Below are 24,163 nucleotides of genomic sequence, written 5' to 3' on the forward strand. Positions count from 1 at the left end.
TAAGTTAAGAGTTATTAGAATGCACAATTATCCCAAACTGGAATTATTCTGCTCTTCAATAATTAGCGGCCATTGAATGTAACTTTGCCACTTGATTTCTTGATGTAATGTTTCAGCACTGAGTGGGTGTCGTGTTTGCCATTGATGAGGGAGAGTAATGGTAAGTACGTCATTTTCTGCCCGCAAATGCAGAGTTACTAAAGAATCATTCCGCCGATGGCTGGCAAATATAATGGCAAGGCGCAGTAAACGGCATAACCGCAGCGCCAGTAATGCTGGTAACGCATTTTGCTGACTTAATGATGTCAGATTGATTGATCCACTTTGATTTTTCAACAATGTTGCCAGTAAGCGTTTTTGAGCAGGAGTATAGCCGGGTAGATCTAAGTGGCTGATCAAATAAGCAGAATGGGTTGGCCCTTGGCGAAAATCGACACATAAGCCGATTTCATGGAGCAAACAAGCGCTGATCAACAGTTCCCGACATCGCTCATCCAATTCCCACGTTTTAGCGACTTGTTGAAAAAAATGCTCTGCCAGCTGTCTGACTCTTTGTGCTTGTTCAGCATCAACCTGAAAGCGTTGTTGAATATCTTGCAAGGTTCTGGCACGGATGTCCCGTTCGACAGATAGCTCCAGCATGCCATAAACCAGCCCCTCACGCAGCGCCCCTCCTGCCAGAGTCATACTTTCGATACTCAATGCCTGAAAGATAGCAATCAGGATTGCCAAACCGCTTGGAAAAACCAATGCCCGCTCTAGTGTCAGGCCATCTATCTCCAGCTCTTCCAGTTTTCTGCATTCAATCGCCTTAGATTTAAGCTGTTGCAATTTGGACAGGGTGATAAGCTCATCCATACCCTGGGCAATCATGATCTCCTGAAGAGCCTGCACTGTACCCGATGCTCCGACACAAATCTGCCAACCTTGTTCCAGAAGTGCTGTGGTAACCGGAGCAAGAATATGGTGAGCAGCCGTTTCCGCTTTAGCAAAGTTTTCTTCCGTCAGACTACGATCATTAAAATAGCGTTCGAGCCAGGTAACACAGCCCATTTCAAGGCTGAATAACTGTGTAGCTTTTGCACCAGTACCTGTAACAAGTTCTGTACTGCCACCACCAATATCCACCACCAGACGTTTTTCCGGCCCGCCTGTAGTGTGGGCAACGCCTTGATAAATCAGCCGAGCTTCTTCTTCACCTTTGATGACTTTGGTCGGAGTGCCTAATATTTCAGAGGCTTTGCCAACAAATTCATCGGAATTTTCGGCAAGTCGCAATGTTGCTGTAGCAACAACGCGGATCTGTGGAGCAGGGATATCCTGCAAATATTCTGCAAAAAGGCGAAGGCATTGCCATCCCCGCTCCATTGCCTGTTGTGATAAATGGTGATTTTTATCCAACCCAGCGGCCAGCCTGACTTTACGCTTGATGCGGGCGACCACTTGAATACTATCGGACACTCTGCGGACAACCAGCATATGAAAACTGTTTGAGCCTAAATCGATAGCGGCATAGAGCGAAGAAGAACTCAGCATTTTGTTATTCCAGAATTATGTTAATCAGCCTGAACATTACGGTTACGAATTGCGTTTACGATTATGAACAGTATTACCACGGCGCGTCATATTGGTACGGCGCGGATGTCCTCCTGAACGTGCGCGGTTGCGGCGTTTAGGCACTGGTAAATCTTTCAGTAATGTATCGCTGTTATATTTGCTCACAGGGATCTGATGCCGGATATATTCTTCAATGGCTGGCAGATTCAGCGCATATTCTTCACAGGCCAGACTGATTGAATGGCCGCTTTCGCCGGCACGGCCCGTTCGGCCGATACGATGAACGTAATCTTCACAATCATCCGGCAAATCATAGTTAAACACGTGTGTTACGGAAGGGATATGCAGCCCACGTGCAGCAACATCGGTGGCGACCAAAATATCCAGATTGCCCAGACTGAATTCTTCCAATATGCGCAGGCGTTTTTTCTGTGCTACATCACCGGTCAGCAGACCGACACGATGTCCATCGGCAGCCAGATGAGCCCAGATATCTTCGCAGCGGTGTTTGGTATTCGCGAAAATAATGCAGCGGTCGGGCCACTCTTCTTCCAATAAGGTCTGTAGCAGACGCATTTTTTCTTCATTGGAAGGATAAAAAAGTTCTTCCCGGATGCGGTGTCCCGTTTTTTGTAATGGTTCCACTTCCACATATTTAGGATTGTTCATCTGTTCAAAGGCCAGTTCACGCACCCGATAAGACAAGGTGGCGGAAAACAGCAGATTCATGCGTTCAGTTGCAACAGGCATCCGACGGAATAACCAACGGATATCTTTGATAAAACCGAGATCGTACATGCGGTCGGCTTCATCCAGTACGATAACCTGAATGGCGTTGAAATTGATATACCCCTGCTTGGCGTAATCAATAAGACGACCCGTTGTGCCAATGATGATATCAACGCCAGATTCCAGCACCTTTAGCTGTTTATCATAGCCATCTCCACCATAGGCCAGACCCATTTTTAACCCTGTGACTTCAGCTAGCTCTTCTGCGTCAGAGTAGATCTGGACGGCCAGCTCACGGGTCGGAGCCATAATCAACGCTCTTGGTTGATTGGTTTTATGCTCCGCCTTGGCGGGATGAGTCAGTAAATAATGAAAAGTAGACGCCAGAAATGCGAGCGTCTTGCCCGTTCCGGTTTGTGCTTGCCCCGCAACATCTTGGCCTTCGACAGTAAAAGGCAATGTTAGCGCCTGTATCGGTGTACAGTTGGAAAAACCCTTTTTATTAAGGGCTTCAATGACCTTGGGGTGCAATGCGAAGTCGGAAAACTTCTTTTCTGTCAAATGTGTTTTGCTCATAGTGTGGTAGAATATCAGCTAACTATTGCTTTAAGAAAGTGTGTCCGCTGAAATAAAGACACCTTATATTGGTTAATGTACACTGATAACGTAAAAGATTTTACTTTGGAGTCCAAATAATGAGTGAAAAGATTGTGAATGCTGGGGTTATTCATCTGGCTGACAGTGACTTTAATGAAGATAAGCTAAAATTGGAAGGTGTCGTTCTGGTTGATTTTTGGGCCGAATGGTGTGGCCCTTGTAAAATGGTTGCGCCTATTCTGGATGAAATCGCTGTTGAGTACACAGGTAAACTAATCGTTGCTAAATTAAACGTTGATGATCATACCAAAACTGCGCCGAAATTCGGCATTCGTGGTATTCCGACGATGATTTTGTTCAAAGATGGCGAAAAAGTTGCGGTGAAAGTGGGAGCTTTGTCAAAAACTCAATTGAAAGAATTTTTGAAACCACACCTCTAATTTAGAGTTAGCTCACAGTAATTATGGGCGTTTAGCAGATAGAGTGATTTATCTTATTGACAGCTAGACGTCCGCAACGAAGCATGGTAAGTTAGCTGCCACGTGCTTATATGAAACATGCGTTAGAAAGATTTTCATAACTTATATGAAGAATTGACAGCAGGCATGTTACATACTAAACAATCTATAGTGTCTGATAAATCTGTTATCTCTGGATCACCTTGAAATATCTGATAGCATATCGTATTTAGTAAAGTATCTGAAAGCATATATAGTGAGCCATTCAGTATATAGCTTGGTGCTGAAGACGTTTTTATGCTAAACATTCCGATGATGTTTTCGTACTGGGCGTTTTATGTCGAAGCCTCCTTTTGCTGAGATAATGTTTACTAAGACAATATTTGTTAAACAGTATGTGCTGAAACAGTATTTACACTGAGATAGCTCTTGTATTGAGATTAATCACATTTCGTTATTGTCATCTCAGTTATGTTTTAACAGTTTGTTAGCCTTATTTTGAAATCAATTAGAGTACTTCAGACTATTGCCTTGTAATATAAATTAATATGTTAAAAGGTTGTATTTGTTTTGGGTACAAATAAACAGGCACCGATAACGCTGCCATACCATTCACGTTCATAGTTCGAGATATACCCCGAGTTAAAGAACCCACCATTATGAATCTTACCGAATTAAAGAATACGCCGGTATCAGAGTTGATCTCTCTCGGCGAAAATATGGGGCTGGAAAACCTGGCTCGTATGCGCAAACAAGACATTATCTTCTCTATCCTCAAACAGCATGCGAAGAGTGGAGAAGATATTTTCGGAGATGGTGTGCTGGAGATATTGCAGGATGGATTCGGTTTCCTCCGCTCAGCAGACAGCTCCTACCTTGCAGGTCCCGATGATATCTACGTTTCTCCTAGTCAAATCCGCCGTTTTAATCTCCGTACCGGTGACACCATTTCAGGTAAAATCCGCCCACCGAAAGAAGGTGAACGTTATTTTGCTCTGCTGAAAGTTAATGAAGTTAACTTTGATAAACCTGAAAATGCCCGTAGTAAAATCCTGTTTGAGAACTTGACTCCCCTCCATGCTAACAGCCGTTTACGTATGGAGCGTGGTAATGGTTCTACTGAAGATTTGACTGCTCGAGTTCTGGATCTGGCGGCGCCTATTGGTCGTGGTCAGCGTGGTTTGATTGTTGCTCCACCAAAAGCGGGTAAGACTATGCTGCTGCAAAACATCGCAGCTAATATTGCCCATAATTATCCAGATTGTGTGTTGATGGTGTTGCTGATCGATGAACGTCCGGAAGAAGTCACTGAAATGCAGCGTCTGGTAAAAGGTGAAGTTATCGCTTCTACTTTTGATGAGCCGGCTTCCCGCCACGTTCAAGTGGCTGAAATGGTGATCGAAAAAGCAAAACGTCTGGTTGAACACAAAAAAGACGTTATTATCCTGTTAGATTCCATAACCCGCCTGGCTCGTGCCTATAACACCGTTGTTCCTGCTTCTGGTAAGGTATTGACTGGTGGTGTGGATGCAAACGCATTGCATCGTCCCAAACGCTTCTTCGGTGCGGCACGTAATGTTGAGGAAGGTGGTAGCTTGACCATTATCGCGACAGCCTTGGTTGATACCGGGTCTAAGATGGATGAGGTTATTTACGAAGAATTTAAAGGTACAGGTAACATGGAGTTGCACCTGTCCCGTAAGATTGCGGAAAAACGTGTTTTCCCTGCTATCGACTATAATCGCTCTGGTACACGTAAAGAAGAGTTGCTCACTGCGCAAGATGAATTACAGAAAATGTGGATATTGCGCAAAATCATTCATCCGATGGGTGAAATTGATGCAATGGAATTCCTTATCAACAAACTGGCTATGACAAAAACAAACGAAGAATTCTTCGACTTTATGAAACGTTCGTAGTCTGTAAACAAAAATTCGCGCACTCCATATACAAAAAATAGTTAAGCGATCACTTCTTCAAAACGCCACTTTTTGTGGCGTTTTTTATAGGTATGTTAATTTATACGTTGAAATGGTACATATTTTGCATGCTTTTTGTTTGATTAAGCGAATATTTATTGAACACAGGCTTTACAAATGTTCCATAAATAATTATTAATCACGATCTAAAATCTGCATTATCTATTTGATTTGTATTTATACACAGTAGGATGTCTTCTTGAACAGGGAACTTATGGATTCGATATTAAATGGAACCTCCATAAGTCAATGAATAATAGATGACCCATCATTATTATTTTTTACAGAGAGTTGTTATTGTGAATATTCCCAGCATGAGCGCCGAAGTTTTTTGCATCTTTATATTTTCATTAATTTTTTTGTTTATAGCAAGGAAGGTAGCAAAAAAGATTGGTCTTGTTGATAAACCGAATTACCGCAAACGCCATCATGGATTAATTCCTCTGGTAGGAGGTATATCAGTTTTTGTTAGTATCTGTTTTGCTTTTGTTATAACAAAAGAGTTTATACCACATAAGTGGTTGTATCTAGCTTGTGCAGGAACATTGGTTTTTATTGGAGCACTGGACGATCGTTTTGATATCAGTGTAAAAATTCGCGCAACAATTCAGGCTTTGGTCGGCATTAGTATGATGTACTTTGCTGGTCTGAAGCTTGAAAGTTTGGGTAATACTTTTGGTCCGTGGGAAATGACTCTGGGCCCATTTAGCTATGTGGTTACTCTGTTTGCGGTCTGGGCTGCCATTAATGCTTTTAACATGATGGATGGCATTGATGGTTTACTGGGAGGATTGTCTTGCGTCTCTTTCGGTGCATTAGGTATTTTGCTTTATGAAAGCGGCAATACTGCATTGGCATTTTGGTGCTTTGCGTTTATAGCTGGAATATTGCCTTATATTTTTCTCAATCTGGGCCTGCTTGGTAAACGTTTCAAAGTCTTTATGGGGGACGCCGGAAGTACATTGATTGGTTTCACCATCATCTGGCTGTTGACTGAGGTGACTCAAGGGGAAAATCGTTCTATTGACCCTGTGACAGCATTATGGATCATTGCTATCCCATTGATGGATATGGTTGCGATTATGTACCGCCGATTGCGTAAGGGCATGAGTCCATTTTCCCCGGATCGTCAGCATATTCATCACTTGATCATGCGTGCAGGTTTTACTTCCCGTCAGGCATTCGTCTTAATTACCGTGGCGGCAGCTTTGTTAGCCGGAGTGGGCATTATGGGTGAACGGTTAAGTTTTGTGCCTGAATGGGTAATGTTGGTATTATTTTTGCTTACATTTATATTGTATGGTTATTGCATCAAAAGAGCATGGCGAGTTGCTCGTTTTATCAAACGGTGTAAACGTCGGATGCGTCGGGTTGCAAGCCATCATTAAAAAATAATCGGCTTATCAAAGAGGTTTGGCGCAGTGAAAAACTCAGAAACGAAATCTAATCAGGGTCAGGCGGCTATAGAGCATGAACTGGATATTCGTGCACTATGTTATGCTCTGTGGCGTGGAAAGATATGGATTATCGCACTGGCAATTATTTTCGCTGCTGTCGCTCTGGCTGCATCGTATCTGATGCAGCAAAAATGGAGCGCAACCGCTATTGTAGATTTACCGACGACGAATAATCTGGGGAGCTACTATTCACAACAGCAATTTCTGCGCAATTTAGATACACACATTAATGCTTCGCCGGAAGCTCAGTTACCGACTATTCCCGACGGTGCATATAACGAGTTCATGACGCAAGTCGAGGCATATGATACCCGTCGTGAATTCTGGCTTCATTCCAATTATTACAAACAGCGCCGAGATGGCAATAGTAAAGCGGATGCCGTGTTACTGGAAGAATTGATCAACAATATTCAGGTGACACGCCGTAATGAGAAAAATGTGCAGAATGAACACATTAAATTAACGGCAGAAACAGCAATAGATGCCAACCGGCTGCTGCGGGAATATATTGCTTTTGCTAATCAACGCGCAAGCACCTACCTGAACAATGAAATTAAAGGTGCATGGGCTACACGTACTCAATCAATGAAGGCGTTGGTCAAACGACAAGAAATGGTGGCCAAGGCAATGTATAACCGTGAGTTGAATGTCTTGCAGCAATCATTGAAGGTTGCTGAGAAACAGGGCATTCAGCGTAATCAGACAAACATCCCTCTTGATGAACTGCCTGAATCCAAAATGTTCATGCTAGGAGTACCATTGCTGCAAGCCCAGATCGAAACTTTGCAAGCTACAGGTCCCAATTACAGCATTGATTATGATCAAAATATAGCAATGTTGGCGACATTAAATGTTGGTCCTACTTTGCAGAATATTTTTCAGACCTACCGTTATCTCAGAACACCTGAAGAACCTGTCAACAGAGACAGTCCTCGCCGTGGATTTATGATGATTCTGTGGGGAGCCATCGGTATGTTGGTTGGTGCTGGAATCGCATTAGCGAGGCGTTCGCGTACATAATTTTATGTAAATAATAACTATATAAATTTCATTTATCGCAAGAACAAATGAATGACTGTTTCAGATAGTCTGTATTTTGTATACACATACATTGGAAGCGGGATGAAAGTAATTGCAACAAATATCCCTTTGTGGAATTACCAGCAATTGATTGACAAAATAAGAGAGCCACTGTGAAAGTGTTGACTGTGTTTGGTACTCGCCCGGAAGCCATCAAAATGGCACCATTGGTACATGCTTTGACCAGGGATAATGCTTTTGAGGCAAAAGTTTGTGTCACTGCACAGCATAGGGAAATGTTAGATCAAGTACTGCACTTATTTGGGGTTAAGCCGGATTTTGATCTCAATATTATGAAACAAGGGCAGGATCTCACGGATATTACCTGCCGGATACTTGAATCCATGAAGCCTGTATTAAGTGAGTTCAAGCCAGATGTGGTGCTGGTGCATGGTGATACGACAACGACAATGGCAACTAGTCTGGCAGCTTTTTACCAACGTATTCCGGTAGGTCATGTTGAAGCCGGATTGAGAACTGGCGATTTGTACTCTCCGTGGCCGGAAGAGGCCAATCGTAAGATTGCTGGTCATCTGGCAACATACCATTTCGCGCCGACGGAAAACTCTCGTAACAATCTCTTGCAAGAATCAATTGCAGATAACACTATTTTTGTCACGGGAAATACGGTCATTGATGCTTTGCTCTGGGTGCGTGACCGCATTATGAATGATGAAGTGTTGAGTGAACAATTTGCTGAGCTTTACCCCTTTATTGATCCCAATAAGAAAATGATCCTGGTGACAGGCCATCGCCGTGAGAATTTTGGTGGTGGGTTTGAGCGGATTTGTGAAGCGTTAGCGCAAATTGCCAGAATGCACCCTGATGTACAGGTCGTTTATCCTGTTCACCTGAATCCTAATGTGTGTGAGCCGGTAAAACGCATTCTGCATGATATTGATAATGTTATTCTTATCAATCCACAAGACTATCTGCCATTTGTCTATTTGATGGATCATGCCTACCTGATCCTCACCGACTCAGGCGGGATCCAGGAAGAAGCCCCTTCACTTGGAAAACCCGTTCTGGTCATGCGTAATACCACAGAGCGACCAGAGGCAATTGATGCTGGCACAGTGCGGTTGGTAGGAACAAAAACCCAAACTATCGTTGATGAAGTCACACGTTTGTTGACGGATGACTCTGCCTATCAACAGATGAGCCGAGCCCATAACCCTTACGGTGATGGTAAGGCTTGCCAGCGAATTCTGGAAGTATTGAAGAAAAATCAGGTGACATTATGAGCTTTGAAACAATTTCTGTTATCGGTCTTGGTTATATTGGCTTACCTACTGCAGCAGCATTTGCGTCTCGTCAGAAAACGGTTATTGGTGTTGATGTTAATCAACATGCAGTGGAGACGATTAATCGTGGAAAGATCCATATTGTTGAACCTGATTTGGATAAAGTAGTCAAAACCGCTGTTGAAGATGGCTATCTGAAAGCAGTGTCTTCCCCCCAACCCGCCGATGCATTTTTAATTGCGGTTCCCACGCCTTTTAAGGGAGCTCACGAGCCTGATATAGCTTATGTTCGCGCGGCGGCAGAATCTCTTGCTCCGGTTTTGAAAAAAGGGAATTTGATTATTCTGGAATCAACATCGCCTGTTGGCGCGACTGAGCAGATGGCAGAGTGGCTGGCAGAAGTTCGCCCTGATCTTTCGTTTCCACAGCAGGCAGGGGAAAATTCAGATATTGATATCGCATATTGCCCTGAGCGGGTACTGCCGGGGCAGGTCATGGTGGAGCTGATCAAAAATGATCGCGTTGTGGGAGGCATGACACCAAAATCGTCTTCCAGAGCAAGCGAATTGTATAAAATTTTCCTTGAAGGCGAATGTGTTGTCACCAATGCCAGAACTGCGGAAATGTGTAAGCTGACAGAGAACAGCTTTCGGGATGTCAACATCGCATTTGCTAATGAACTCTCGCTTATCTGTGCTGAGCAGGGGATTAATGTCTGGGAATTAATCAGTCTGGCAAATCGGCATCCTCGCGTTAATATTCTGCAACCGGGCCCAGGGGTTGGTGGACACTGCATCGCTGTAGATCCGTGGTTTATTGTGTCACAGAATCCTGCACAATCCCGTTTGATTCACACTGCCCGCCTTGTGAATGATGGCAAGCCACTTTGGGTCGTTGATCAAGTGAAAGCTGCGGTGGCGGACTGTTTAGTTGAAAGTGGCAAACGGGCAAGTGAAATTAAAATCGCCTGTTTTGGTCTGGCATTTAAATCAAATATTGATGATTTACGGGAAAGCCCGGCAGTTCATATCACCAAAATGGTCGCACAGTGGCATGCCGGCACCACCTTCGCAGTTGAGCCGAATATCCATAAACTGCCTCATTCACTGGAGGGTGTCGTGGAACTGGTAGATTTGCAACAGGCACTGGAAGAGGCCGACGTTGTGTTAATGCTGGTGGATCACAGCCAATTTAAGTCCATTAATGGCAATCAAATAAAACAAAAATGGGTTGTTGATACCAAAGGAGTTTGGCGTTGAAACGTATTCTGATTACTGGTGGTGCAGGCTTTATCGGCTCAGCGGTGGTTCGCCATATTATTAATCACACTGAAGACAGCGTCGTTGTTGTTGATAGCCTAACTTATGCTGGCAATCTTGAGTCATTGGCTCCGGTTGCCGGACATCCTCGTTGTGTGTTTGAGCGGGTGGATATCCGTCATCGCGAAGCTTTAGATTGTATCTTTCAGCAATACCAACCTGATGCAGTGATGCATCTGGCGGCAGAAAGTCATGTTGATCGCTCCATTGATGGGCCTGCGGCTTTTATCGAAACCAATATTATTGGAACTTATACCTTATTAGAAGCTGCTCGAGCGTTCTGGCAACAATTGGATCAGGATAAGCAGGCTGCATTTCGTTTTCACCATATTTCAACCGATGAAGTATATGGTGATTTGCATGGTGATGAGGGCTTTTTCACAGAAACGACACCTTATGCACCGAGCAGCCCTTATTCTGCATCGAAAGCATCCAGTGATCATCTGGTCAGAGCGTGGCGTCGTACCTATGGTTTACCGACAGTGATCACTAACTGTTCGAATAACTATGGGCCTTACCATTTCCCGGAAAAACTGATCCCTCTGATGATCCTGAATGCGCTGGCAGGTAAACCTTTGCCCGTTTACGGTAAAGGAGAGCAGATCCGTGACTGGCTGTATGTAGAAGATCATGCACGGGCACTACATCTGGTGGTTACCAAGGCAAGACCTGGTGAAACCTATAATATTGGCGGCCACAATGAGCGCCGGAATATTGATGTAGTGAAAACTATCTGCGAATTACTGGAAGAGTTGCGTCCGGAAAAGCCAATGGGTGTTGCCTGTTATCGTGAGCTTATCACCTATGTCACTGACCGTCCGGGGCATGATATGCGTTATGCCATTGATGCAGCGAAAATTGAGCGTGAATTGGGGTGGACACCACAGGAGACATTTGAGTCCGGCATTCGTAAAACGGTGCAGTGGTATCTGGAAAATGAGAGTTGGTGGCGTAGCGTTCAGGACGGCTCTTATGCAGGAGAGCGTCTTGGTTTGGTTGATCACTGCGGGAATGAATAAACCCGCCTGGGGGACAGCATGAAAGGCATTATACTGGCAGGTGGCTCTGGTACTCGTCTCTATCCAATAACACGCGGTGTATCAAAGCAGTTACTGCCTATTTATGATAAGCCAATGATCTACTATCCGTTGTCAGTCTTGATGCTGGCAGGGATACGCGACATCCTGATTATTTCTACTGCGGAAGATCTGCCTGCCTTCAAACGGTTATTGGGTGATGGTGATCGTTTTGGTATTCACCTGAGTTATGTAGTACAACCTTCACCGGATGGTTTGGCACAGGCATTTCTGATCGGCGAGGAGTTTATTGGCGATGATGCCTGTTGTCTGGTACTTGGTGACAATATCTATTTTGGTCAAGCATTCAGTCCGAAATTGCAAAGTGTTGTGGCTCGCGGGCACGGAGCAACAGTATTCGGTTATCAGGTTATGGATCCTGAACGGTTTGGGGTTGTGGAATTTGATGAGCAGTACCGTGTACTTTCCATTGAAGAAAAGCCAGCGCAGCCAAAATCAAATTGGGCAGTAACCGGACTCTATTTTTATGACAACAAAGTCGTGGATTTTGCTAAACAGGTGAAACCTTCCGACCGTGGTGAACTGGAAATTACCAGCATTAATCAGATGTATTTGGAGTGCGGAGAGCTAAATGTTGAACTGCTGGGACGTGGGTTTGCCTGGTTGGATACTGGCACGCATGACAGTCTGATCGAGGCCAGTATGTTTGTTCAGACTGTCGAAAAACGGCAAGGTTTCAAAATAGCTTGTCTGGAAGAGATCGCATGGCGCAATGGATGGATGGATGAGGAACAGGTAAGAGCCTCTGCGACAGAGCTGGCAAAAACAGGTTACGGTCAATATTTGCTGGATTTACTCCATGTCTATTCACGTTGAACCTGTTCACGCTGATATTGAGCCTTTGGTATGGGATAGTCAGTTTTTTGGCTTATCTACTGCCCGTCTAAATTTTGTATCGGAGTTTTCTTCTACTAAGGGACGGATAACAACAACTCAGTTGGATGAATATGCTTTGGTGCAGGCGAAAGTTCCTGCGCAACAACTCTATTTGGTTGATCAGTTATCTGCTCTGGACTTCTCTCTGGTGGAAGGCGAAGCGGATTTACTGTTGTCTGTTAATTCATCATCTGTCAGTTCGTTACCTACCAGTTCAGAAGAATGTGATAAATACCAGGCATTGATAATCGCAACGCCACCGGATATTCCGGTATTGAAAGCTGCAGCGACCCGTGTGTTCGCAACCAGCCGCTTCCGTGCCCCTTGGTATCAACCGGATGACAGTGGCCGTTTTTACGCGACTTGGGTTGAAAACGCGGTTCTGGGAACCTTTGATCACGAATGTTTGCTCGTCAATGATCAGTGTGGTGGGCTTGCCGGCTTTGTCACCATGAGAAACATCGGTTGCCATGAAGCACGAATAGGTTTACTGGCAGCATTACCAGGAAAGCATCACCAGGGAATTGGAAAGAAGTTGATGTCGGCGGCGCAGCAGTGGTGTCATGGCCATAGGATACAACGGTTGAGAATTGCAACACAAATCAGCAATATCACGGCCTTGCGCCTTTATACACGTAGTGGTGCGACAATCGAAAGCACCGCATATTGGTTATACAGAGGACGAAATGATTCCATTTAACAAACCACCGGTAGTCGGCACTGAACTGAAATATATGCAACAGGCGATGACCAGTGGAAAATTGTGTGGTGATGGCAGTTTTACCAAGCGTTGTGAAGAGTGGATGGAAAAGCGTTTTAATTATTCAAACGCTCTTCATAGTTCAAAAATGCTGCTGACACCCTCTTGTACCGCTGCATTAGAAATGGCGGCAATACTGCTGAATATCCAGCCGGGTGATGAAGTTATCATGCCCAGTTACACGTTCGTTTCGACTTCCAATGCGTTTGTGCTGCGTGGAGCGACAATTGTTTTCGTGGATATCCGTTCGGATACGATGAATATTGACGAAACCAAGATTGAAGCTGCTATCACAGATAAAACCCGTGCTATCGTGCCAGTGCATTATGCAGGGGTAGCGTGTGAAATGGATACTATCTTGGCACTGGCGGAAAAATACAATCTGTATGTCGTGGAAGATGCTGCACAGGGTGTAATGTCCACTTACAAAGGCCGCGCGTTGGGAACCATTGGCCATATTGGCTGTTTCAGCTTTCATGAGACCAAAAATTACTCTTCCGGAGGTGAAGGTGGGGCAATACTGATCAACGATAAATCCATGTTCTCCCGCGCGGAGATTATTCGTGAAAAAGGGACTAACCGTACGCAGTTCTTCCGTGGACAAGTGGATAAATACACATGGCGTGATATTGGCTCCAGTTATCTGCTGTCCGATTTACAAGCCGCTTTCCTGTGGGCGCAGTTGGAAGTTGCTGAGGAAATCAATCAGCGCCGTCTGACCTTATGGGATAACTACTATCAGGCCTTGAAACCATTGGCTGAGAAGGGGCTTTTAACTCTGCCGATTGTGCCAGAAAATGTAGAGCACAATGCGCATATGTTCTATATCAAACTGAAAGATGTAGAAGAGCGTAGCGAGTTTAATAGCCATATGAAAGCGGCTGATATTTTGACAGTGTTCCACTATGTAGCGTTGCACACCAGCCCAGCCGGTGAGAAATGTGGTCATTTTCACGGTGAAGACCGCTTTACCACCAGCGAAAGTGAACGTCTGGTGCGTTTGCCGATGTTTTACAATATTACTGATGAAGAGCAGCAGATGGTCATCAGCCGCATTAAGGAATTTTTTGCCTGATGTCACTTGCCAAAGCCTCAGTCTGGACGGCTGGCTCTACACTAATCAAGATTGGCGTCGGGTTGCTGGTCGTAAAACTTCTGGCCGTCTCCTTTGGCCCGACAGGCGTGGGGCAGGCGGGCAATTTCCGCCAACTCATTACTGTTCTGGGTGTACTGTCTGGTGCGGGGATCTTTAACGGTGTTACCAAATATGTTGCGGAACACCATGTTGTAGAACAGCATGTTGTAGAACACCATCAGCAACCGGAAAAGCTCAGAGCAGTATTGGGAACATCATCCTCAATTATTTTGGGGTTTTCTACCCTGCTGGCGATAGTTTTACTCTTATTCAGCGACACCATCAGTATCAGTTTGTTTGGTCATAACCATTACAAAATGGTTGTGCAGGCGCTCGCATTTATTCAAATGGGAATCGCTTATGCCAACTATTTTCTGGCTATTTTGAAGGGATTTCGCGATGCTCAGGGAAACGCACTGGCGATAATATTGGGTAGTCTAGTCGGTGTGATTGTCTATAGCCTTTGCTATTGGTTAGGGGGGTATGAAGGCGCTCTGATAGGGTTGGCTTTAGTGCCTGCTTTGGTAGTGTTGCCGGCAGTGGTTATTCTTCTGCGTCGTAAAGTTATTGCGTTTTCGATATTGAAACCTCTCTGGGATCCTGCGATTGCCAGCCATTTGGGGAAGTTCACTCTGATGGCGTTATTGACCTCCATCACACTGCCAGTTGCCTACATCATGATGCGAAATTTGATGGCAGAGCGTTATAGCTGGGAAGAGGTTGGTATCTGGCAGGGAGTGAGCAGTATTTCAGATGCTTATTTACAATTTATCACGGCTTCTTTCACGGTTTATCTACTGCCGACCCTTTCCCGATTGGAAAATAAAAACGAGATTGCCAGTGAGATAGTGAAAGCGTTGAAATTTGTCTTACCGGCCGTAGCAGTTGCTAGCTTTTCAGTCTGGTTATTGCGTGATTTTGTTATTTGGTTACTGTTTTCTGATAAATTTACCGCAATGCGGGAACTATTTGCATGGCAATTGGTAGGTGATGTTCTGAAAGTTGGTGCTTATGTTTTTGGTTATCTGGTGATAGCGAAAGCAGCACTGCGTTTTTATCTATTGGCTGAAATCAGTCAATTTCTATTGTTGACCAGTTTTTCGCATTGGCTGATCCCCGTTAATGGGGCGCTGGGAGCAGCTCAGTCATATATGGCTACTTATATTGTTTATTTTATTCTTTGTTGTAGCGTATTTATTATTTATCGCGGACGAGCATGACAACCTTAATCCACGTTTTGGGATCGGATATCCCACATCACAATCAAACGCTACTGCGTTTTTTTAATGACGTCTTGGCACAGGAAATAAATTCTCCAGCCAAACCGTGTTTTATGGTGGTGGCGCAAGAGCATTCATGGATAACAGAGAATTATCCTGCTTTAACCATCTCTGTTTATGAGAGTAAAGCGGCACTGTCGAAGGCCGTAATAGCACAGGCGCAAGAAGACAGAGCCAGACGTTTCTTTTTTCATGGACAGTTCAATACAGGATTGTGGATAGCTTTATTGATTGGAAAAATCAAAAGTCATCAATTCTGGTGGCATGTATGGGGAGCCGATCTGTATGAGGATTCCCGTCAGCTTAAATTTCGTCTGTTCTATCTGTTACGCCGTTTAGCGCAGAAACGGATAGGAAAGGTGTTTGCTACACGTGGCGATCTCAATCATTTCGCAGCGTTCAACCCTAATGTACCGGCTTCACTGCTGTATTTTCCAACGCGTATGGCACCTTCGCTGGTGGTGAAGGAAAAATCCTTTTCATCTGAAGGGGTCACTATTCTGTTGGGAAATTCAGGAGATAAATCCAATCGTCATATTGAAGCATTGCACAAAATTCATCGTCAATTTGGCACAGAAGCCCGTCTCATTCTGCCAATGGGTTACCCTGATAATAATCAAGCCTATATCCAACATGTAGAACGAACTGCATTATCGTTGTTCCGGGCTGAGAATATCTGGATATTGAAAACAAAACTGGCTTTTGACGATTATTTGTCATTGCTGCGTCAATGCGATTTGGGCTATTTCATTTTTAAGCGCCAGCAGGGGATAGGAACTCTTTGCCAGTTGATTCAGTCAGGTATTCCATTTGTTTTGAGTCGTCAGAATCCATTCTGGCAAGACTTAACCGAGCAGCAAATCCCCGTTCTGTTTGATGGTGATAAGCTGAATAAGCACTGGGTGCAGGAAGCACAGCGTCAGATGCTGTCTCTTGATAAAAAGGCGATAGCCTTTTTTGATCCTAAATTTGTAGAAGGGTGGAAAATTGCCCTGTTGGAAGCATCTGGAGAGTTTCAATGACTTTGGCGCAATTCGGTGGGTTATTTGTTGTTTACACCATCTCGTTGATCTTCATTCTTACATTGATGTATCAGGAGTTTCGACGTGTTCGGTTTAACTTCAATATCTTTTTCTCATTACTTTATTTACTGACATTTTATTTTGGTTTTCCACTGACGAGCATATTGGTTTTTCAGTTTGATGTACAAGTAGTGTCGGTAGATTCATTGCTACATGCGATGCTGGCGTCGGGCTGTTTTTATGCCATTTATTTTGTCAGTTATAAAATACGGCTCAGGTATCGGATTCCTGACAATGATACAGCATCCAATAATGTTGTATCTCGTAAGCCTTTGTTCACCATGAATCGGGTAGAAACCAACCTGACCTGGCTGCTGTTGGCAGGTATTGCGATCTTTACTGTTGGCTCTTTCTTCCTACAAAATGGTTTTCTGTTGTTTAAACTACAGTCCTATAGCCAGATATTTTCCAGTCAAGTTTCCGGGGTAGCACTTAAGCGCTTTTTCTATTTCTTTATTCCTGCCGTGCTGGTGGTGTTTTTCCTGAAACCGACTAAGGTTCGCTGGCTGTGTTTTTTAGTGGGAACGGTTGGGTTCGGTATTCTGACTTATGTCATTGTCGGAGGAACACGGGCCAATATTATTATTGCGTTTGCGTTGTTCTTGTTTATTGGGATTGTCCGGGGCTGGATTACGCTGTGGATGTTGCTTGTGGCGGGAGTCATGGGGATCGTTGGTATGTTCTGGCTGGCATTGAAGCGCTATAGCCTTGATGTGAGTGGTGCAGAAGCTTTTTATACCTTCCTGTACCTTACCAGGGATACTTTTTCTCCGTGGGAGAATTTGGCTCTGTTGCTGGATAACTATCATAAAATTGATTTTCAGGGATTGGCACCGATTATCCGTGACTTCTATGTCTTTATTCCAGGCTGGGTTTGGCCGGACAGACCTAATTTGGTCTGGAACACAGCCAATTACTTTACGTGGGATGTTCTGGATAACCACTCTGGTCTGGCGATTTCTCCTACCTTAATCGGTTCATTGGTCGTCATGGGCGGGGTATTCTTTATACCGCTTGGTGCAGTTGCCGTTGGTATGATTATCAAGTGGTTTGACTGGATCTATGAAGCAGGAAAACAGGAAACAAACCGTTATAAAGCAGCCATTTTACAGGCATTCTGCTTTGGGGCGATTTTTAACATGATAGTCCTTGCCCGTGAAGGTGTAGATTCTTTTGTCTCCCGTGTTGTGTTCTTTGGTATCGTTTTTGGCCTGTGCCTGATAGCCGCGAAATTGCTGTATTGGTTGTTCGATAGTGCAGGCGTTGTCCGAAAATTTGTCATCAATAATTTGTCTGCATCACAAAAAACACCTGTTATGGTGGGTGTAAGGAGAAAAAATGGCGATGAATAACATTCCTAAATATCGTATCCGTGGACTCAGCCTGTGGGGATTTCGTGGAATGCCCCATTTTCTTGATCACCTTTTTCAGGATGGGCAGGTAAAAACAGGAACATTGGTGGCAATCAACGCAGAAAAAGTACTCACTGCGGAGAAAGACAATGCGCTGAGTATGTTGCTGGATGAAGCAGAATATCTTTATGCGGATGGTATCAGTATTGTACGTGCTATCCGGCGTAAGTATCCTGATGCACAAGTGTCCCGCATTGCGGGAGCTGATTTATGGGAAGCTTTGATGGAACGTGCTGGGCGCGAAGGTACACCAGTATTTCTGGTGGGTGGAAAACCTGAAATTCTGGCAAAGACAGTAAATAAACTTCGCAATCAGTGGAACGTCAATATTGTTGGCAGTCAGGATGGTTATTTTACTGTTGAAGAACGTGACGCGGTATTTGGACGAATCTGTGCCAGTGGTGCGCAGATAGTCACAGTAGCAATGGGGTCGCCAAAACAGGAGATTTTCATGCGTGATTGTCGAAAAGGGCATCCTGGTTCACTGTATATGGGGGTCGGAGGAACGTATGATGTGTTCACCGGACATGTTAAACGTGCGCCGAAAATCTGGCAGAATTTAGGTTTGGAATGGCTCTATCGTCTGCTATCACAGCCCAGTCGTATCCGCAGACAAATCAAATTATTGAAATTTTTGGGGTATTATTACAGTGGTAAACTGTAAGTTACGATTTGATTGTTATAACCCATAGTGTCCGGCTTAATGGCTTAATATTGGTGCTTGATACGGTGGGTTGTCTTATCCTAGCTACGTAATTTGGCCGTCTCCGTTGACTCTATTTTACAATTTTCTATTTCACTGATGGGCAAAACGTGTTTTGATCCCCGCCTTTTTACGACTGATCTTCACAACCATTGATTATCAATTCCTGTATTTTTTCTATTTGCAAATATAGACATCATAAAAATGGATAGGGAGTTTTATGAGTGATTCAAAACAGAGTCTGCAAAGGGGACTTGAGGCACGCCATATTGAATTGATTGCACTAGGCGGCACAATCGGTGTTGGGCTGTTCATGGGGTCCGCCAGCACTCTGAAATGGGCTGGCCCATCGGTATTACTGGCTTATATTATTGCTGGTCTTTTTGTCTTTTTTATTATGCGGTCGATGGGGGAAATGTTGTTCCTTGAACCTGTCACTGGCTCATTTGCTGCTTTTGGACATAAATATCTTAGCCCTTACTGGGGATGCCTGACAGCCTGGGGCTATTGGTTTATGTGGGTTTCAGTGGGAATTTCAGAAATTACCGCGGTGGGGGTTTATGCTGAACTCTGGTTTCCGGATTTGCCCCAATGGGTTTCTGCACTGGCCGCTGTTGGTCTGGTAGCGTTAGCGAACCTGGCTGCTGTGCGATTGTATGGGGAGTTGGAATTCTGGTTTGCTATGATCAAAGTCACCACAATTATCGTGATGATCCTGGTCGGTATTGGGCTGATATTTTTTGGGTTAGGTAATGATTGGCAAGCTATCGGTTTAGATAATCTGACTGCCCACGGTGGTTTCTTCTCTGGGGGCTGGCAAGGTTTCCTGTTTGCCCTTTGTATTGTGGTTGCTTCGTACCAAGGGGTGGAGTTGGTTGGTATTACCGCAGGTGAAGCTAAGAACCCACAAATTACGCTGAAAAAAGCGATCAACAATATCCTGTGGCGAATTTTGATCTTTTATGTCGGAGCGATTTTCATTGTTGTTACCTTGTTCCCGTGGACAGAAGTGGGGACTCATGGCAGCCCGTTCGTGATGACTTTTGCTAAAGTTGGCATTACTTCTGCGGCAGCAGTAATCAACTTTGTTGTATTGACTGCGGCGCTTTCGGGATGTAACAGTGGAATGTACAGTGGGGGCAGAATGCTGTATGCCTTGGCTGAAAACCGTCAATTGCCAGCTTCATTGCTTAAGCTTTCGAAAAACGGTGTACCTGTAAGATGTATCTCGATCACCATTGGTTGCCTGATTGCAGGCTCCTGTTTGAATTATTTGATCCCGGAACCACAGGCTGTTTTTGTTTATGTTTATAGTGCCAGTGTACTGCCGGGAATGGTGCCGTGGTTTGTTATTCTGGTGAGCCAACTGCGTTTCCGCCAACACCACCAAGAAGCGTTGAAACAGCACCGGTTTAAGTCGATACTTTTCCCTTACGTCAATTACTTGACATTGATTTTCTTATCCTGTGTATTGATTGGCATGGCGATTAATCCTGATACCCGTTTTTCATTGATCGTTGGTGGGGTCTTTTTGCTGATCGTGTCACTCATTTATTGGGGGGCAAAGTTTATCCGGGGGAAAAAACAGATAGAAAATATAGTTTGATTTTCAATCAACGGAACAATTTGCGGTGGATAAATGCTGGCTTTATCAACTAAATGAATAAAGCATAATCAAACGCATTATTTATCTTAAAAAAGCACTGGACAGTTGGAGATTAAATCCGTACTATCCTCCACCGCAACGGCGTTAAGCGCCCGTAGCTCAGCTGGATAGAGCGCTGCCCTCCGGAGGCAGAGGTCTCAGGTTCGAATCCTGTCGGGCGCGCCATTTAAAGCGTGCAAGAGCAATGACGATGAGTTATCGTGGTCAGCAGCATTGTAGGTAGTAAGAAAAGATAGTTGTTATGGTGGCTATAGCTCAGTTGGTAGAGCCCTGGATTGTGATTCCAGTCGTCGCGAGTTCGAGTCTCGTTAGCCACCCCATCTTTTTTATGACATGCGAGGGTGGCGGAATTGGTAGACGCGCTAGCTTCAGGTGTTAGTGTCCTTACGGACGTGGGGGTTCAAGTCCCCCCTTTCGCACCATAAGAAAGAGATAGATGTATTAAAAATGTATTCGGCGAGTAGCGCAGCTTGGTAGCGCAACTGGTTTGGGACCAGTGGGTCGGAGGTTCGAATCCTCTCTCGCCGACCAGATTCTAAAGAAATAGCCCTGCCAAAATCAGGGCTTTTTCTCGTTGTATTCAACAGAAAATTTTCTCTTTTTCTTGCTATTTCTTTCTTTTCTTGTAATTAATTACTTTGAAATTAATTGTTTTATATGTTTGCAATTTTATTAACTTTTTATTTTTAAAGTTATTTAATGTTCAGTGTTGTATTTCAACGACAAACCATCCCATCCTGTGTCTCCAATTAGAGACATTTAACTAATTGATTAAACTTATCTATGTCTGACATGTGGAATAGGCGTCTCAAATAAGAGACGGTATTTAGCGTGTTTTATGGAAAGGTGATATATCAGCCACACTCCGGCCATATAGTTTGGGAGAAATTCTCTTATGATCGTTGCTATATCTTGATATTAGGTTAGGAAATTAGCTTGGTATAAGAAAATTGGCATGAAAAGTGCATTACTAAATTAGTAGATACTCATCCTACTCCTTATGACAGCATAGCTTCATAAACCTCTGGATGATGTAGAGCTGATTGTCAGTGCCTATGGTCCATGTTATAGATGAGTAAGCATATGGTCTTTTCATCAGAAACCGGACACAACGTTGAGTGAGGCACTATACCGTCTGTAGACCTGATTGTATTTATACACCTGTCTTATTTGATAGGTGTTTTTTTTTATCTTTTGCTTAGCGTTTTCTTACTCAGCCCCTGCATTAACTTCCTTAAGCTCCTTGTATGTATCGAAATTTTTGCCATGGTTAACAATTTGGATTAAGAATCATCGTTAACCATGGCTAATTTTAATTTAAAGGAAAATATTTATGCTTCTGTATCACTCTCACGTTTCAGTGTCAGCATAAAGCCTTTAGTACGTATTTGAGCGGCTTCTTCGCGTTTGTGCAGCCTGTCCAGTGCATCGGCAAGCCAGGCATAATCATGAGCATCAGGACGCTGTGCAAGAGCTGCCTTGAAGGCGGTTTCTGCTTTTGACCATTCCCCATGACGCAATGCCACTTGCCCCAATGTACTGTTAAGTAAAGGTGTTGCACCGTGTTGTTTCAACAAATGTGAAAGCGATTTTTGCACAGCTTCAGCATTATCTGCCTTTAAGTGGGGGAGTAACAATAACAGCCGTTCATCGTATTGCTGTTTTAACCCATTGAGAATAATTTGTTGTGCAGTTTCATGATCGTTACATTCAATCAGATGTTCGGCCATAGCAACCTGTAACGCAGTGTCATTGCGAACTTTGCGGCTTTGATCTTTCCACCATGCTTTCAGTCCAGCACTGCCTTTCTCTGCCATGCTCTGGTTCATCAGGCCGATATAAGCTTGCTGATGCAATTGAGCCACGTGTTCTTCATCATGCAAACCAATTTTTGTTATTGAAGGTAAAATATCAATCAGGGATTGGTAGGCACCTGAACGTGTATATGCCTGTTCAGCCAGCCGCAACACTTCTGGATGTCGTGGTGCTTGATTGAGTAACTTATCCACACCGTTACGGGCTGCATGAACTTCCCCTTGTGCTAATTGGATGCGCACACGGGTAATATCGACAGGTAGTTGATCTTTATCAGCCACTTCTGCGGCACGCTCGATATATTGATTGGTACGAAAATAATCACCACGCTGCTGGGCAGCTTCCGCAGCAAGCAGATAGTTAACGACAGGGTTTTCTGCATGATCAACATTGCGGGTCATTAAGTGTTCAACCTGTTTAAAATCCCCTTCAGCCAGCTTGAGCAATGCCTGCTTGGTTTGTAACCGAGCCCGGTTGCGTTTATACCCACCAAAGATCCAGCTATGGGTAAAAGTACCGGTGCGTTTTAATCTGCGGTAACACCAACCGATGAAAATCAGTAGGAATTGCAGTAAGAGGAACATAATCACCAAACCGGTAACGCTGGTAGTGATATCGTAATTGTCTGTCTGGATAAGAACATATCCTTGATGCCCGGATAACAAAGGGCCAAGTACAATACCTATGATAAGGATGATGAACAGCAATAATATTTTTAGCATGTTCAGCCCTCCTTAGCGGGTGTTTCTGCCTGATTAGAGCCTTTTTCAGATTTCGTCTGAGGCTGAATTTCTGGTTGAACTTGGGACTGATAAAGTGACTGGTGTGGCAAGTTATAAATACGCTTGCGCACTAAATCTGCCAGTACGGTCTGGCTACTTAACTGTTCTGGTATGTCAATGGAAAGTGGTCGTTTTTCCAGTTTATCTACCTCATTCAGGAAAGTTGCTGTATCTGGCATAGATGTATCAAAATAAGCTCTTACCCAGGTTGAAACAGATTTTAATGATTCTTTGTAAGTATCAACTTGTCGGCGAGGAGCTGCCTGGGCTGCTATCAACAGTTTGGAGCGGATATTTTCCCGTAGATAGATCTCCTGTTTTGGTGCCAACAGAGGTTCTTTAGAGCCATCATGAGGTTTGATGGTAATGAAATTATCCATAAAGCTATGCCAGCTTTTGCTCAGATTTTCGCGCCAGTCAGAGAGTGAAGCACTGATCCCTTTATCATCTTCATCCATCGGCTTGCCTTGTTCCACACTATCAACCAGCGGCAAGTTATCTACCTGATTTGATAGTTGATTCAAGGTGAGAATAATGCCATCTATATCTACCTGGTTGATTTTGGATAGTATGTCGATATCTTGCATAATAGCTGAGCGAGCATGCAGTAAACTAGGATCATTCATTTCTGCAAGGCTGCTGTCTGCATCTTTCAGCAGTGCGATCGCGGTGGCAATATCCTGATCACCCCATATCTTGCGATTTGCCATTTTTATGAGAAAATTTGCCTGTGCCAACCGCCAGTTTTCGATGTCAGAATTTGTAATTGCGGACATGCGATCCTGAAGTTCTGCCATGCGGTTGTCTAATTGCTGTCTTTTTGTCTTGGCTTGCTCCAGGGCATTTTTCATTGCTTCAATTTTGTCATCTGCATCTTGTTTATCCGCAGACTGTTGTTGCACGAGAGAAGCAACTTGCTGTTGCAGCGTGAGGTTTTCGGCTTCTAATGCTGCATTCTGTTGTTTACCATGATAAAAAAGATAAATGCCACCCGCACCTATTGCCAGCGTAATAGCAATTGAGAGTGTATTGCCCACCCATCCGTAACTTCTGGATTTACGAGAAGCCTTTTCAGGCTTCTGGGGGAGTGTTGTCTCAACCGCATCAGTGGATTTCTTTTGTTCCGTCATAATGG

Annotated in this window: 19 protein-coding genes and 4 tRNA genes; 19 read left to right on the top strand and 4 right to left on the bottom strand. The window is 44.1% G+C overall.

Annotated elements, in window-relative coordinates:
- Positions 1-27: 27 nt before the first annotated feature.
- Positions 28-1,536: a guanosine-5'-triphosphate,3'-diphosphate diphosphatase gene (gppA, locus tag Xbud_RS00315; protein ID WP_099134199.1), complete on the bottom strand. Its 1,509-nt coding sequence runs from the start codon at positions 1,534-1,536 to the stop codon at positions 28-30.
- Between the two features lie 42 nt (positions 1,537-1,578).
- Positions 1,579-2,862, bottom strand: coding sequence for an ATP-dependent RNA helicase RhlB (rhlB, locus tag Xbud_RS00320; RefSeq protein ID WP_099134200.1), 1,284 nt, complete (start codon positions 2,860-2,862; stop codon positions 1,579-1,581).
- A 119-nt stretch (positions 2,863-2,981) separates the two neighbouring features.
- Between rhlB and trxA the strand changes: the two genes are divergently transcribed.
- From trxA to Xbud_RS00415, 19 genes are all read left to right on the top strand, one after another.
- Positions 2,982-3,323, top strand: a complete 342-nt coding sequence (trxA, locus tag Xbud_RS00325; RefSeq protein WP_099134201.1) for a thioredoxin TrxA — start codon at positions 2,982-2,984, stop codon at positions 3,321-3,323.
- A gap of 677 nt (positions 3,324-4,000) precedes the next feature.
- Positions 4,001-5,260, top strand: coding sequence for a transcription termination factor Rho (gene rho, locus Xbud_RS00330; protein ID WP_099134202.1), 1,260 nt, complete (start codon positions 4,001-4,003; stop codon positions 5,258-5,260).
- A gap of 359 nt (positions 5,261-5,619) precedes the next feature.
- Positions 5,620-6,708 carry a UDP-N-acetylglucosamine--undecaprenyl-phosphate N-acetylglucosaminephosphotransferase gene (gene wecA, locus Xbud_RS00335; RefSeq protein ID WP_099134597.1) on the top strand — a complete coding sequence of 363 codons (1,089 nt, stop codon included), beginning with the start codon at positions 5,620-5,622 and terminating at the stop codon, positions 6,706-6,708.
- Positions 6,709-6,741: 33 nt separating this feature from the next.
- A complete protein-coding gene (wzzE, locus tag Xbud_RS00340; RefSeq protein ID WP_099134203.1) occupies positions 6,742-7,797 on the top strand; it encodes an ECA polysaccharide chain length modulation protein in 1,056 nt (351 codons plus the stop codon).
- 173 nt (positions 7,798-7,970) lie between these two features.
- On the top strand, positions 7,971-9,101 hold the full coding sequence (gene wecB, locus Xbud_RS00345; protein ID WP_099134204.1) for a non-hydrolyzing UDP-N-acetylglucosamine 2-epimerase: 1,131 nt from the start codon (positions 7,971-7,973) through the stop codon (positions 9,099-9,101).
- A complete protein-coding gene (wecC, locus tag Xbud_RS00350) occupies positions 9,098-10,360 on the top strand; it encodes a UDP-N-acetyl-D-mannosamine dehydrogenase (protein WP_099134205.1) in 1,263 nt (420 codons plus the stop codon). The genes wecB and wecC overlap by 4 nt, the downstream gene beginning before the upstream one ends.
- A complete protein-coding gene (gene rffG, locus Xbud_RS00355) occupies positions 10,357-11,439 on the top strand; it encodes a dTDP-glucose 4,6-dehydratase (protein ID WP_099134206.1) in 1,083 nt (360 codons plus the stop codon). The genes wecC and rffG overlap by 4 nt, the downstream gene beginning before the upstream one ends.
- An 18-nt stretch (positions 11,440-11,457) precedes the next feature.
- Positions 11,458-12,333, top strand: a complete 876-nt coding sequence (gene rfbA, locus Xbud_RS00360; RefSeq protein WP_099134207.1) for a glucose-1-phosphate thymidylyltransferase RfbA — start codon at positions 11,458-11,460, stop codon at positions 12,331-12,333.
- Positions 12,317-13,093, top strand: a complete 777-nt coding sequence (gene rffC / locus Xbud_RS00365) for a dTDP-4-amino-4,6-dideoxy-D-galactose acyltransferase (RefSeq protein WP_099134208.1) — start codon at positions 12,317-12,319, stop codon at positions 13,091-13,093. The genes rfbA and rffC overlap by 17 nt, the downstream gene beginning before the upstream one ends.
- On the top strand, positions 13,080-14,228 hold the full coding sequence (gene rffA / locus Xbud_RS00370) for a dTDP-4-amino-4,6-dideoxygalactose transaminase (protein ID WP_099134209.1): 1,149 nt from the start codon (positions 13,080-13,082) through the stop codon (positions 14,226-14,228). The genes rffC and rffA overlap by 14 nt, the downstream gene beginning before the upstream one ends.
- Complete coding sequence (gene wzxE, locus Xbud_RS00375) at positions 14,228-15,508, top strand: lipid III flippase WzxE (RefSeq protein WP_099134210.1); 1,281 nt, start codon at positions 14,228-14,230, stop codon at positions 15,506-15,508. The genes rffA and wzxE overlap by 1 nt, the downstream gene beginning before the upstream one ends.
- Entirely contained in the window at positions 15,505-16,590 is a 1,086-nt protein-coding gene (locus Xbud_RS00380) for a TDP-N-acetylfucosamine:lipid II N-acetylfucosaminyltransferase (protein ID WP_099134211.1), read from the top strand. Before wzxE ends, Xbud_RS00380 begins: the two co-directional genes overlap by 4 nt.
- The gene (gene wzyE / locus Xbud_RS00385) at positions 16,587-18,002 is read left to right on the top strand and encodes an ECA oligosaccharide polymerase (RefSeq protein WP_099134212.1); all 1,416 of its coding nucleotides are present in this window, start codon (positions 16,587-16,589) and stop codon (positions 18,000-18,002) included. Before Xbud_RS00380 ends, wzyE begins: the two co-directional genes overlap by 4 nt.
- Positions 17,989-18,726 carry a lipopolysaccharide N-acetylmannosaminouronosyltransferase gene (wecG, locus tag Xbud_RS00390; protein ID WP_099134213.1) on the top strand — a complete coding sequence of 246 codons (738 nt, stop codon included), beginning with the start codon at positions 17,989-17,991 and terminating at the stop codon, positions 18,724-18,726. Before wzyE ends, wecG begins: the two co-directional genes overlap by 14 nt.
- 259 nt (positions 18,727-18,985) lie before the next feature.
- Positions 18,986-20,371, top strand: a complete 1,386-nt coding sequence (thrP, locus tag Xbud_RS00395) for a bifunctional threonine/serine APC transporter ThrP (protein ID WP_099134214.1) — start codon at positions 18,986-18,988, stop codon at positions 20,369-20,371.
- 148 nt (positions 20,372-20,519) lie between these two features.
- Positions 20,520-20,596: transfer RNA gene (locus tag Xbud_RS00400), tRNA-Arg, on the top strand.
- 79 nt (positions 20,597-20,675) lie between these two features.
- A tRNA-His gene (locus tag Xbud_RS00405) sits at positions 20,676-20,751 on the top strand.
- Between the two features lie 15 nt (positions 20,752-20,766).
- Positions 20,767-20,853: transfer RNA gene (locus tag Xbud_RS00410), tRNA-Leu, on the top strand.
- Between the two features lie 32 nt (positions 20,854-20,885).
- A tRNA-Pro gene (locus Xbud_RS00415) sits at positions 20,886-20,962 on the top strand.
- Between the two features lie 800 nt (positions 20,963-21,762).
- Here the strand turns inward: Xbud_RS00415 and hemY are convergent.
- Both hemY and hemX read right to left on the bottom strand, forming a co-directional pair.
- A complete protein-coding gene (gene hemY / locus Xbud_RS00420) occupies positions 21,763-22,968 on the bottom strand; it encodes a protoheme IX biogenesis protein HemY (protein WP_099134215.1) in 1,206 nt (401 codons plus the stop codon).
- A 2-nt stretch (positions 22,969-22,970) separates the two neighbouring features.
- Complete coding sequence (gene hemX / locus Xbud_RS00425) at positions 22,971-24,158, bottom strand: uroporphyrinogen-III C-methyltransferase (RefSeq protein ID WP_099134216.1); 1,188 nt, start codon at positions 24,156-24,158, stop codon at positions 22,971-22,973.
- Positions 24,159-24,163 lie beyond the last annotated feature (5 nt).

It is taken from the genome of Xenorhabdus budapestensis, from assembly GCF_002632465.1.
Classification (GTDB): Bacteria; Pseudomonadota; Gammaproteobacteria; order Enterobacterales; family Enterobacteriaceae; genus Xenorhabdus; species Xenorhabdus budapestensis.